Raw genomic sequence first — 12,078 nt, forward strand, 5'->3', positions numbered from 1 at the left:
GGGCGGGGCGAAGCCCTGCTGTGCGGGCTGCGGAACGGGGGCCGGAGCCGGTGCGGAGGCGGCGGGGGCGGGGGCCGGGGCGGCGGCGCCGAAGGATGGCGGCGCCGATGCCTGGGCGGGCGGGGCGAAGCCCGGGGCGGCCCCGGACTGCGGCTGCTGCGCCTGCTGCGGGGCGGGCGCCTCGTCCTCGGCCACCTCACCGCCGAAGTTCCTCAGCAGCGCGTCCAGACCACCGTCGAAGCCCTGCCCGACGGCGGCGAACCGCCACACGTCCTTCAGGTAGAAGTCGCCCAGCATCACGGCACGCTCGGTGGAGAACTCCGCACCGCTGAACGGGTACCTGGCCACCTCCTCGCCGCCCGCGACGATCCGGATGTACCCGGGCCCGGCCTGCGACATCTGGCCCGCGCCGTCGATCGTCGCGGTGAAGGAGAGCTTCTGGATCTGCGGCGGGATCCTGTCGAGGGTGACCCGGAAGGACTCCGTGTCACCCGCCTGCGCACCCAGGAGCTGGATGGACTCCTCGGGGGTCTTCGGTTGGTTGAAGAACACGAAGTACCGGTCGTCCGACAACCGCTCGTCGGCGTCGAGACCGAAGCAGCTAATGTCGAAGGTCAGCCCGGGGCCGGAGATCTGCACGCCTACGTACAGATCCGTGCCCGCGGTGAGGTCACTGATCCTGGCCTTGTGGCCGCGTTGGAATTCCCTGGCCATGCGTTACGACCGTCCCCCATCCGAATGTGAGTGCGTCGCGTCAGGCTAGCGGCAATCACCGACACCGGAGGAAGCCGGTACAGACCCGGTACGAAACCCGTGCGGGCCCGTGGCGGACACCCTCCCGGGCCGCCCGCTACTCGCTGCGGGCGCCGGGTACGTGCGGCAGGCGGTCGGCGGCGACCACACCCTCCAGGTAGCCCCTGGCACGCTCGGTCCGGGGATAGGCGTCGAGGAGGCGCCAGAACCGGGGCCCGTGCCCGGGGACCAGGAGGTGCGCCAGTTCGTGCAGGAGGACGTAGTCGACGACGTACTCGGGCATGCCCTGGAGGCGGTGCGACAGCCGGATGCTTCCCTCGGACGGGGTACAGGAGCCCCAGCGGGTGTTCTGGTTGGTCACCCAGCGGACGGAGGCCGGCCGGGCCCGGCCGTCGAAGTACTGCCCCGACAGGCGCTCCGCGCGCTCGGCAAGCTCTGCGTCACCGAGGACACGCTTGCTCTCCTGGGCGGCCAGCTTGTCCAGCATGACGCTCACCCAGCGCTGCTCCTCCGCCTCGGACATCCGGGCGGGGATCAGCACGACGGTGCGGTCGCCCTCGCGGTAGGCGGAGACCGTCCGGCGTCGCCGGGTGCTCCTGCGCACCTCGACCGCGCTCTTGCCCGAGCCGCTCGGCGGCGGATTCGTGGGTGTGCGCGGGGGCGCCCCGGCACGGTGCAGTGGGTCGGCGGACACGCCACGACGTTACCCGCTGCACACGGGGAAGTCCCGGGTCCGGGACGCTTCCGCGCCGATCCGCCACTCGTCCCGGCAGACGTGCGGCTGATTCGTACGACGAACATCCCGCACCTGTGGACAACTTTCGACGGCTTTCCGCGCAGCCGGGCATGCTGGCACTCGCCGGCGGGTCCGCGACCGATCGCGGGGCCCGAACCCGGACGGCGACACGGGGTCGGACACGGTGCGGGCCGAGGCACAGCTCGGACACGGCTCGTGCTCGGGCCCGCGCACAGAAACAGACACGGGAGACTGACGGGGGACCTGGCATGCATCCGATGGTGAAGCCCGCGCTCAGGCGCGGCTGGCGCGATCTGAACACCGTGCAGTTCGGGATGACACCGGCGCACGCGTTGACGCTGGCGCCGGTGGACACGGCGACGGGCAGCTTCCTCGAACTGCTCAACGGCACCCGTGGCCCGGCGCTCCTGCGCGAGGAGGGGCACCGCATGGACCTGCCCGACGGGCACGTGGACCGAGTGGTGGAGGGGCTGGCGCGGGCCGGTCTCCTCGACGACTCCCGCGGGGGCGGGCCGGACGCCGACGCCCTGCGACAGAAGAAGGAGGTCCTCGACCGGCTCCGCCCCGACCTGGCCTCACTGTCCCTGACCACCTCCGAGCCCGGCGACGCCATGAGACACCTGGCCGCCCGTCGCGCGCTGCGGGTCGGCGTCAGGGGTGCGGGACGGGTGGGCGCGATGCTGGCCGGTCTGTTGTCGGGCGCGGGCGTCGGCGAGATCGACGTGCGCGACGGCGGACGCGTCGAGCCCTGGGACGTCGCCCCTGGCGGCCTGCCCGCCGAGTCGACCGGCGACCGCCGGGACGAGGCCGCCCGCCGAGTCGTCCGCAGAGCCGCCCCCGGCCGGCCACCGCGCCGGAGCCCGGCGGCACCGCACGAGGAGGCCACCGCGGGCCTCTCCCTGATGATCGTCGCCCCGCGCGACGACGTGGCGGTGCACACGCCCGACCCCGCCGCGGCGGAATCCCTGATGGTTTCGGGCACGCCCCACCTGTATGCGGGAGTCGTCGAGGGAACCGGCGTCGTCGGCCCCCTCGTGCTGCCCGGCGAGACAGGATGCGCCGGCTGTCTGTACGCCGACCGCGCCGACCGGGACGCCACCTGGCCGCGGCTGGTGGCGCAGTGGCACTCCGGCCGGCAGCGCGGGGTGCCGGCCTGCGACCTCACGCTCGCGGCAGCCGTCGCCGGGTTCGCGGCGGCTCACGCGCTCTCCTTCCTGGACGGCCGGACTCCGTCGAGCACCGGCGAGCGCTGGGAGGTCTCGCTGCCCGGTCTGCGCTGGCACACGCGTCCGGTCCGGCCGCACCCCGCGTGCCCGTGTGGAGCGGCCGGGGAAGGTAAGCAGGAACACATCCCCGAGGACGGGGCACGGCGCGCGACAATGGCTGGGCAAGGGCCGTCGGCGGAAGTACGCCACGAGGCGGAAACGGCGCGGCCGGCTGGGACTTGGAGGGCGCATGTCTGATCTTCCGCGCAAGGCGGTCACCCGGACCGCCAAGCTCGCCGCGCTCCCGCTCGGTTTCGCCGGGCGGGCCACCTGGGGGCTCGGCAAGCGAATCGTGGGCGAGTCCGCGGAGATCGTCGGCCAGCAACTGCAGCAGCGCACCGCGGAGCAACTGTTCAAGGTGCTGGGCGAGCTCAAGGGCGGGGCGATGAAGTTCGGGCAGGCGCTGTCCGTCTTCGAGTCGGCGCTGCCCGAGGAGGTCGCCGGGCCCTATCGGGCGGCGCTCACCAAGTTGCAGGAGGCGGCGCCGCCGATGCCGACGCGCACCGTGCACGCCGTGCTCACGGAGCGGCTCGGAGAGGACTGGCCGGACCTTTTCCTGGAGTTCGAGGACAAGCCCGCAGCGGCCGCCTCGATCGGCCAGGTGCACCGGGGGGTGTGGCACGACGGCCGCGAGGTGGCGGTCAAGGTGCAGTACCCGGGCGCCGGCGAGGCGCTGCTGTCCGACCTCAACCAGCTCAGCCGCTTCGCCCGCCTGCTCGGCCCGCTGGTCCCGGGCATGGACATCAAGCCGCTGATCACAGAGCTGAAGGACCGGGTCTCGGAGGAGCTGGACTACGACCTGGAGGCCGAGGCCCAGCGGACGCATGCCGAGGTCTTCGCCGACGACCCGGACATCGTGGTGCCCGACGTGGTCCACCAGTGCGAGCAGGTGCTGATCACCGAGTGGATCGACGGCATCCCGATGTCGGAGATCATCTCGGACGGCACGCAGGAGCAGCGGGACCGGGCCGGCCAGTTGCTGGCCCACTTCCTCTTCTCGGGTCCGGCACGCACGGGGCTGCTGCACGCCGACCCGCACCCCGGCAACTTCCGTCTGCTCCCGGGCGGGCCGGAGGGAGAGGACGACTGGCGCCTGGGTGTCCTGGACTTCGGCACGGTCGACCGCCTCCCGGGCGGCCTGCCCGAGCCCATCGGCGAGGCCCTGCGCATGTCACTGGACGGCGACGCGGACGCGGTCTACGACATGCTGTGCGCGGAGGGATTCGTCAAGGAATCGATAGAGCTGGACCCCGACGCGGTTCTCGACTACCTTCTGCCGATCATCGAACCGGCCCGCGTCGACGCGTTCACCTTCACCCGCGGCTGGATGCGCAGCCAGGCCGCTCGCATCGGCGACCCTCGCTCCCCCGCCTACCAGTTGGCCAAGCAGCTCAACCTGCCCCCGGCCTATCTGCTGATCCACCGTGTGACCCTGAGCACCATCGGAGTGCTGTGCCAGCTCGGAGCCACCGTGCGGCTGCGCGACGAGCTGGAGGAGTGGCTCGTGGGATTCGTCACCGAAGACGACGCCGAAGAAGCGCAGGAGGACACCGCCGGAGAGGGCGAGGAGGACACCGCCGAGGAGGGCGAGAACGTGTACGAGGTGGAGGAGACCGCGACGAAGGCCTGATCCACCGGGCCCGAACGCACCGTGGGGGCCGGTCCGTTCGGCCGGACCGGCCCCCACGAGCGAACCGGTGTCTCTCCCCCGGGAGACCACCGCTTCAGGTGTGTCGGTTACTGCATGACCGCCATGGCCAGCGCGCGCCGAGCACGCAGCGAGGCGCGCTCCGCCCGGCGCTGCATCCGGCGGGCGGTCGCCAGGCGCAGCGCCCGGCGTTCCCGCTCGGCCTCATGCAGGCGATCGTGCATATGCGCACGCGCCAGGGCTTCTGGGATGAGTTGCATTTCACGGGTCCTGTTCTGACGCGAATCCTTCGCGCCGGTGGTGGTGAAGTCTTCAGGCGCGGTGCCTGCGATGTCGTGGGTGGACGGCTTCATCGGGGCCTGCTTCTGGGGGTCGTACGTGAGGGGACGGTCGATCGTTCCTGCGGTGTTCATGCCGAAACCGGGTTCTTGCGCGGACGGCCACGGGGCCGCTTCCTGGCGACGACGACACCCTGCACGAACAGCTCGCCACCCCAGACACCCCAGGGCTCACGCCGCTCCTTGGCACCGGCGAGGCAGGCCTCGATCAGCGGGCAGGTGCGGCAGAGGGACTTGGCGTACTCGACGTCCGCCGGCGACTCGGCGAAGAAGACCTCCGGGTCGTAGGAGCGGCAGGGGACGGGCACGCCGAGGTTCTCGATGGCGTCGTCGAGCGCGGTGAGCGCGGTGAGCGGGGTCAAGGTGGAGTCCTCCGTGGAACAGGGCTTGGGGATCGTGTCGGAAGGCGGTACGGACGGGGCGTGCGCTTCGAGTTGCACGGGTGGTCTTCCTCGTCTGTTCGTTCCGGCCGGTTGACCGGGTGGCGGCTTGGTACCGGGTTCTTTTCTTGTCCCGAGGCTCCTTCGTGCTGTCGCCCCCGTTCGGGGACAAACAGAAGGGCCGCGGATCCCGGGTGGGGTTCCGCGGCCCTGAAGGCGCCGGCCTGATCGGCGATCAGGCTGGATCACTCCAGGGTTCTGGCCCACGGAAGGCCCACATCAGGTGGTGCTGCGTCGTCTGCTTCCGGAATCCGGCACCGGTCGCGGTAAAGGCATAGGCCTGCGCCTGTGCCACTACTGCTGCTTCCAGTGCCTTGGTCGGTCGCTCATTGCCCTCGCGGACGGGAAGGCCCGCGGGAGCAGCGGCGGAGGCGGCCGGACGCACGGCAGGAATGCCGGACAGACCGGTGCCCGAGGAGGAAGCGCCGAGGATGCACAGGGAGACGGCCGAGCGATCGGTCATTTTGGCGGTGAAGCCGACGACGGAGCTGCTGTTGATGCTGATCACTGGACTCGCCTCCTCTCGGCGTCTCGGGGGACTGGGACGAACCAGTCCACGGATATGCAAGTACAACACGGATTCAGGGCCTTCGGGAAGGCCGCTGCTCCCGTGACCAAGAACCTATGGGGATTCCCGGGGCATGCGCAAACTATTTTTTCGACGAGTTCGCATCAGTCGTCCACGTCAAGCCCCACACCTTCCTGGCCTGCGCAGATGGCCAGGACATCGGAACCGAAGCGGTTGAGCTTGCGCATCCCGACCCCCGGGATCCGGGCCAGCTCCCGCTCGTCCTCAGGGACGGACTCGGCGATCGCCATCAGTGTCTTGTCGGTGAACACGCAGAACGCGGGCTGTCCGCTGCGTTCCGCCTGCACCGCCCGCCACTCGCGCAGCCGCTCGTAGACGCCCTCGTCCATGTCGGACGGGCAGCCCTCGCAGCGCATCAGCTTCATCTCACCGGCGTCGGTGAGGGTGCGCCCGCAGACCCTGCAGCGCGCCGGTGTCCGCTGGGCCCGTCTCGGCGCGGGGGCCGCGACACCGCGACCGCCGCCCCGGGACCCACGCTCCACACCCCCGGCGCCCCCGCCGGCCGCGCGTCCGCCCGCCGTGCCCGAACCGGGCCGCAGCCCCTTGAGGAACCGGCTGGGCCTGCGGCTCGGCCGACCGCCGGGCGACCGGGCCAGCGCCCAGGACAGGTACAGGCGTTCACGCGCGCGGGTGACCCCGACGTAGAGCAGGCGGCGCTCCTCCTCGATCTGCTCGTCGGTCTTTGCGTAGGTGATCGGCATCATGCCCTCGGCGACGCCGACCAGGAACACGACGTCCCACTCCAGGCCCTTGGCCGAGTGCAGGGAGGCGAGGGTGACGCCCTGCACCGTCGGTGCGTGCTGGGCGCCCGCCCGCTCGTCGAGCTCCACGACGAGGTCGCTCAGCGTGGCTCCCGCCCGGGCCGCGGCGAAGTCCTGGGCCAGGCCGACCAGCGCGGCCAGCGACTCCCAGCGCTCCCGGACGGCCCCCGACCCGGCCGGGGGCTCGGTCGTCCAGCCCTCGCCGGACAGCACCGCGCGCACCTGCGAGGGCAGGTCGACGGTGTCGTCGAGGAGGGAGTCGTTGCCGCCGAAGCGCGCCGCGGCGCGCAGGGCGCTTCCGGCCCTGCGCACCTCGGGCCGGTCGAAGAAGCGCTCCGCGCCCCGTAGCTGATAGGGGACTCCGGCGTCGGCGAGCGCCTGCTCGTAGGTCTCCGACTGGGAATTGGTGCGGAACAGGACCGCGATCTCGGCGGCCGGAACGCCCGAGTCGAGGAGTTCGCGGATGCGGCGGGCCGCGCCCTCGGCCTCGGCCGGTTCGTCGGCGTACTCGGTGTAGACGGGCTCGGGGCCCGCCGTGCGCTGGGAGACCAGCTCCAGACGGTGGTCGGCGGCCCTGCCACGCGCCTGGGCGAGCAGGCCGTTGGCGAGGTGGACGACCTGGGGCGTGGACCGGTAGTCACGGACCAGCTTGACGACGGTGGCGCCGGGGTGTCGGACGCGGAAGTCGAGCAGGTGGTCGGGGGTTGCTCCCGTGAAGGAGTAGATCGTCTGGCTGGCATCACCGACCACGCACAGGTCGTCGCGGTCTCCGAGCCACAGCTCCAGCAGCCGCTGCTGGAGGGGACTGACGTCCTGGTACTCGTCGACGACGAAGTGCTGGTACTGGGCGCGGACCTGCTCGGCGACGTCGTGCCGGTCCTGCAGAACGGCAACCGTCAGCAGCAGCACGTCCTCGAAGTCGATGACGGAGCGGGTGCGCTTGAGGTCTTCGTAGGCCGCGTAGATCTGCGCGATCTCGGCCGGGTCACGGGGGGTCTCGCGGCCGGCCTTGGCCGCCGCCAGGGCGTAGTCGGCGGGGACGGTCTGGGTCACCTTGGACCATTCGATCTCCGCGGTGGCGTCCCGCAGCTCGCCCCGGTCGAGGCGGATGCGGCAGGCGGCGGCCGCGTCGGCGACGAGCTGGATCTTGCGGTCGACGAGCCTGGGCAGGGAGCCGCCGATCGCTTTCGGCCAGAAGTACTGGAGCTGCCGCAGGGCGGCCGAGTGGAAGGTGCGGGCCTGCACCCCCGACGCACCGAGCTGGCGCAGCCGGCCGCGCATCTCCCCGGCCGCGCGGTTGGTGAAGGTGACGGCGAGCACACTGGAGGGCTGGAGGATGCCGGCGCGCACTCCGTAGGCGATGCGGTGGGTGATGGCGCGGGTCTTGCCCGTACCGGCTCCCGCCAGCACGCACACCGGACCGCGCAGGGTGGTCGCCACCTCGCGCTGCTCGGGGTCGAGCCCGTCGAGCACCGCGTCGGCCGAGTCCGGTACCTGCGGGAAGAGGGTGGAGTGCGTTGCTGCTGTCACACCGCAATGCTGCCAGGTCTCGCGAGACGGGTGAGTCGGCTGTCCACAGGCACGCACCGATTGTCGTACCAATGCGACAGGCGTCACCCGCCGGGAATGGTGGCGCCGCCCCGGACGTTCCCATCGTGCGACCTCGATCCCCGAGCCGCCGCTTTCCCGAGTCGCCGAAGGAGCACGAGAGACATGCCGGGCACTGTGACGATGTACAGCACCACGTGGTGCGGCTACTGCCGTCGGCTGAAGAGCCAGATGGACCGCGAGGGCATCGCGTACACCGAGGTCAACATCGAGCAGGACCCGGAGTCCGCCGCGTTCGTGGAGAAGGCGAATGGCGGAAACCAGACGGTGCCGACCGTGCTCTTCCCCGACGGCTCCACGCTGACGAACCCGTCGCTGGCGCAGGTGAAGCAGAAGATCGGCGCCTAGCCGGTACGCCACGGCTCAGTCGGCCGCAGCAGTAGCAGAGGGGCGGTCCTCCCCCGCAGCGGGAGGGCCGCCCCTTCGTGCTGCCGGGCTCAGAAGGCGCCGCGCGTCGGCAGCGGCTTGCCGTACCACAGCTCGATGAGGCGGGCCGCGATGGAGATGCCGTAGGGCGGCAGCACCTCGCCGGACTCGAAGGCGGCGCCCAGCTCCGCGCGGGAGAACCAGCGGGCCTCGTGGATCTCGTCGCCGTCGACGTTGATCTCGGTCGAGGTGGCGTGGGCCATGAAGCCGAGCATCAGGCTGGACGGGAAGGGCCACGGCTGGCTCGCGACGTACTCGACCCGGCCGACGCCGACGCCGACCTCCTCCTGGACCTCGCGGCGCACCGACTGCTCGATGGACTCGCCCGGTTCCACGAAACCGGCCAGGGTCGAGAAACGGCCCTCGGGCCAGTGCACCTGGCGGCCGAGCAGGATGCGGTCCTCGCCGTCCGTGACCGCCATGATCACCGCGGGGTCGGTGCGCGGGTAGTGCTCGGCGCCGCAGGCGGGGCAGCGGCGGATGTGCCCCGCCGCGGCGATGACGGTGCGCTCGCCGCAGCGGGAGCAGAAGCGGTGCAGACGCTGCCAGTTCTCCAGGGCGACCGCGTGGGCCATCAGCCCGGCGTCGCGGTCCGACAGGAGCAGGCCGGCCTCGCGCAGGCCCGCCGGGCGGGCGGACTGGTCCATGCGGCCGGGCAGGGAGTCCTTCTGGAGGGCGAAGTAGCTGGTCCCGTCCGCGTCAGTGCCCAGGAAGTAGCGGTGCGCCTCGGTGAGCGGGGCCTCGAAGGAGGGGGTCATGACCAGCTCGGTGGCCCCGTCGGGTGTCTCGTCGATGAGGACCTGGCCGCCGGAGACCACGAAGCAGCGCGTCGAGGGGTGGCTCCACGCCGCCGCGAGCCAGGCCTCGTCGAGGCGGTGGTGGGCGGCGCGGTCGATGCCGCTCGGGGCGGTGAGCGAGATGGGACGGTCGGCGGTGCGGTCGGTCCAGGTGGTCACGAGTGGTTCCAACTCCCCCGGTGAGCGGTTCGGTAAGGCAGGCGGGTTCAGCGGTTCGTACGGCGGGTGGTGACCGGGTCCGGGAGGGCTCGGCGGTGCGGGGCGGCCTTTCCAGTGTGCCGCGCGCGGTGCCGGTCCGGTTCCGGACCGTGCGCGGTGCTCAGGGCGCGTGACGCCAGTACTCCGCCAGGTCGCCCCAGAGGTGGGCGGAGGTTTCGACGCCCTTGAGGAGCAGGTCCAGTTCCACCTTCTCGTCGGGGGCGTGCCAGCCGTCGGACGGGACGGAGATGCCGAGGAACAGTACCGGGGCGCCGAGGACCTCCTGGAGGTCGGCGGCCGGTCCGGAGCCGCCTTCCCGGGTGAAGCGCACCGGTGTGCCGAAGGCGCGGCCCATCGCGCGGACCACGGATCGCAGAGCCGGGTGGTCCAGCGGCGTCAGGCACGGGCGGGTGGCCGGACCGAAGGCGATCTCGCAGCGGATGCCTTCGGGCACCTGCTCGGCGGCCCAGGCGCGGACCACCTTCTCGACGTGGTCGGGGTCCTGGCCGGCGACGAGGCGGAAGGAGAGCTTCACCATGGCGGACGCCGGGATGACCGTCTTGCTGCCGGGGCCCTGGTAGCCGCCGCCGATGCCGTTGACCTCGGCGGTGGGGCGGGCCCAGATGCGCTCCAGGGTGGTGTGTCCGGCTTCGCCGTGGGTGGCGCGGGACTTGGCCGTGCGCAGCCACTGCCCTTCGTCGAAGGGCAGCTCGGCGAAGAGTTCGCGTTCGCGGTCGGTGAGTTCGATCACGCCGTCGTAGAAGCCGGGGATCGCCACGCGCGCGTGCTCGTCGTGCAGGGCGGCCACGAGGCGGGCGACGGCGGTGGCGGGGTTGGGGACGGCGCCGCCGAAGGACCCGGAGTGGACGTCCTGGTCGGGGCCGTACAGGCGGATCTCGCACTCGGCGAGGCCCCGCATGCCGGTGCAGACCGTGGGGGTGTCCTCGGACCACATGCCGGTGTCGGAGACGATCACCGCGTCGGCCGTGAGCCGCTCGGCGCGCTCTTCGACGAGGGCGCGGAAGTGCGGGGAGCCGGACTCCTCCTCGCCCTCGACCAGCAGCTTGAGGTTGACCGCGGGGGCGGTGCGGCCGGTGGCGGCGAGATGGGCGCGGACCCCGAGTGTGTGGAAGAACACCTGTCCCTTGTCGTCGGCCGCCCCGCGCGCGTAGAGGCGGTTCCCGCGGACGACGGGTTCGAAGGGCTCGCTGCTCCAGCCGTCCTCGCGGGCGGCGGGCTGCACGTCGTGGTGGCCGTAGACGAGGACCGTCGGTGCCTGCGGGTCCCCGGAGGGCCACTCGGCGAAGACCGCGGGGGCGCCGGGGGTGGCCCAGACCTCGGCGGTCGGGAAGCCGGTCTCCTGCAGTCTGGCGGCGAGCCAGTCGGCGCTGCGGCGCACATCGGGCGCGTGGTCGGGTTGCGCCGACACGGACGGGATGCGCAGCCAGTCGACGAGGTCGTCGAGGAAGGCGGCGCGGTGCTGTTCGATGTACGTGCGGACAGCGCTGACAGCGTCGTCAACGGGGTGGCTCATGCTTACGAGCCTATCGGCCCGCGGGGACACCCCGGTCGTGCGGTTCGTCACCGGACGGCTCGGCCAGCAGCAGTTTCTCGAGCGCCGCCCGGTCCGGCAGCCCCTCGGGGCGTACGACCTCGCCGGTGCGTACGTACAGGAAGGCGGCCGTCACCGAGGTGTGCGGTACGCCCTGCTGCTCGGCCCACGCGATGCGGTAGAGCGCGAGCTGGAGCGGGTCCGCGGTGGCGGCGCGGTTCGTCTTCCAGTCGACGATCTCGTACGTCGCGGTGTCCCCGTCGCCCTCCTTGTAGACGGCGTCGATGCGGCCGCGCACGATGCGGCCGGCCAGTGAGAGCTGGAAGGGCGCCTCGACTCGGAACGGGGTGCGGCGGGCGTACTCGGTGCGTTCGAAGGCGTCCTTGAGGAACTCGAGGTCCTGCTCGTCGGCGATCTCGGCGTCGGCGCCGGGCAGCTCCTCCGGTTCCAGCAGGGGCAGCGTCAGGTTCTCGAACCGGGCCTCCACCCAGGCGTGGAAACGGGTGCCGCGGCGGGCGGCGGGCCGGGGCGGACGCGGCATGGGGCGGGCCAGCTCCTGGGCGAAACCGTCCGGGTCGGCGGCCAGGCTCAGCACCTGGGAGGCGGTCAGCGAGGCCGGAAGCGGCACTTCGGTGACGTTCTCACGCGCGCGCAGGAGCTCGCCGGTGAGTGCGTCCAGGTCGCGGTCCCAGGAGGCGACGGTACGGGCCTCTTCCGGGGTGAGGCGGGCGGGGACGGGGGCGTCGCCCGGGTGCCGTTCGCCAGGCGTCGCCTGGTGAGGGACGGTGGGGTGCTCCCGCGCGGGGCGGGTGTCGTGCGGGGCGGCCGGGCGCTCCGTGGTCCAGGTGTCCCAGTCGGCGGGGTCCCCGCCGAGGCCCGGATCCGCTTCGTCCGGGGGTGTCTCGTCGTACTCGGGGGGTGGCGGCCAGTCCGGGTCGTCGTAGGT

Annotated in this window: 12 protein-coding genes; 3 read left to right on the forward strand and 9 right to left on the reverse strand. The window is 72.1% G+C overall.

The genetic code is table 11. The annotated features are described in order from the left end of the window. Together IG88_RS0136860 and IG88_RS0136865 are read right to left on the reverse strand one after the other, a co-directional pair. The coding region (locus tag IG88_RS0136860; protein ID WP_031050962.1) for a TerD family protein at positions 1-714 on the reverse strand (714 nt) is incomplete at its 3' end. A 136-nt stretch (positions 715-850) separates the two neighbouring features. After that, on the reverse strand, positions 851-1,447 hold the full coding sequence (locus tag IG88_RS0136865; RefSeq protein WP_031050964.1) for a M48 family metallopeptidase: 597 nt from the start codon (positions 1,445-1,447) through the stop codon (positions 851-853). A gap of 311 nt (positions 1,448-1,758) precedes the next feature. On the opposite strand from IG88_RS0136865, the gene IG88_RS0136870 reads away from it, so the two are divergent. Then, complete coding sequence (locus tag IG88_RS0136870) at positions 1,759-2,973, forward strand: TOMM precursor leader peptide-binding protein (protein ID WP_031050965.1); 1,215 nt, start codon at positions 1,759-1,761, stop codon at positions 2,971-2,973. Continuing rightward, on the forward strand, positions 2,966-4,405 hold the full coding sequence (locus IG88_RS0136875) for an ABC1 kinase family protein (RefSeq protein ID WP_031050967.1): 1,440 nt from the start codon (positions 2,966-2,968) through the stop codon (positions 4,403-4,405). The genes IG88_RS0136870 and IG88_RS0136875 overlap by 8 nt, the downstream gene beginning before the upstream one ends. A gap of 107 nt (positions 4,406-4,512) precedes the next feature. Here IG88_RS0136875 and IG88_RS0136880 read toward each other — a convergent pair whose 3' ends face one another. The 4 genes from IG88_RS0136880 to IG88_RS0136890 all read right to left on the reverse strand — a co-directional run bounded on the left by IG88_RS0136880 (position 4,513) and on the right by IG88_RS0136890 (position 8,081). Further along, entirely contained in the window at positions 4,513-4,836 is a 324-nt protein-coding gene (locus IG88_RS0136880; protein WP_031050969.1) for a hypothetical protein, read from the reverse strand. Continuing rightward, positions 4,833-5,201, reverse strand: coding sequence for a WhiB family transcriptional regulator (locus IG88_RS0136885; protein WP_003973786.1), 369 nt, complete (start codon positions 5,199-5,201; stop codon positions 4,833-4,835). Before IG88_RS0136885 ends, IG88_RS0136880 begins: the two co-directional genes overlap by 4 nt. 175 nt (positions 5,202-5,376) lie before the next feature. After that, complete coding sequence (locus IG88_RS39640; protein WP_037837501.1) at positions 5,377-5,709, reverse strand: hypothetical protein; 333 nt, start codon at positions 5,707-5,709, stop codon at positions 5,377-5,379. Between the two features lie 164 nt (positions 5,710-5,873). Further along, positions 5,874-8,081, reverse strand: a complete 2,208-nt coding sequence (locus IG88_RS0136890) for an ATP-dependent DNA helicase UvrD2 (RefSeq protein WP_199807545.1) — start codon at positions 8,079-8,081, stop codon at positions 5,874-5,876. Between the two features lie 183 nt (positions 8,082-8,264). Between IG88_RS0136890 and IG88_RS0136895 the strand changes: the two genes are divergently transcribed. Further along, the gene (locus IG88_RS0136895; protein WP_030400692.1) at positions 8,265-8,507 is read left to right on the forward strand and encodes a mycoredoxin; all 243 of its coding nucleotides are present in this window, start codon (positions 8,265-8,267) and stop codon (positions 8,505-8,507) included. 89 nt (positions 8,508-8,596) lie between these two features. Here the strand turns inward: IG88_RS0136895 and nudC are convergent, their stop codons facing one another. From nudC to IG88_RS0136910, 3 genes are all read right to left on the reverse strand, one after another. Further along, positions 8,597-9,541, reverse strand: a complete 945-nt coding sequence (gene nudC, locus IG88_RS0136900; RefSeq protein ID WP_031050974.1) for an NAD(+) diphosphatase — start codon at positions 9,539-9,541, stop codon at positions 8,597-8,599. Positions 9,542-9,701: 160 nt separating this feature from the next. Then, the gene (locus tag IG88_RS0136905) at positions 9,702-11,114 is read right to left on the reverse strand and encodes a dipeptidase (RefSeq protein ID WP_031050976.1); all 1,413 of its coding nucleotides are present in this window, start codon (positions 11,112-11,114) and stop codon (positions 9,702-9,704) included. Positions 11,115-11,124: 10 nt separating this feature from the next. Further along, positions 11,125-12,078 (reverse strand): PD-(D/E)XK nuclease family protein (locus IG88_RS0136910; RefSeq protein ID WP_031050980.1); only part of this gene is annotated, 954 nt, incomplete at its 5' end.

Source organism: Streptomyces sp. NRRL F-5650 (assembly GCF_000721365.1).
GTDB classification, from domain to species: domain Bacteria; phylum Actinomycetota; class Actinomycetes; order Streptomycetales; family Streptomycetaceae; genus Streptomyces; species Streptomyces ardesiacus.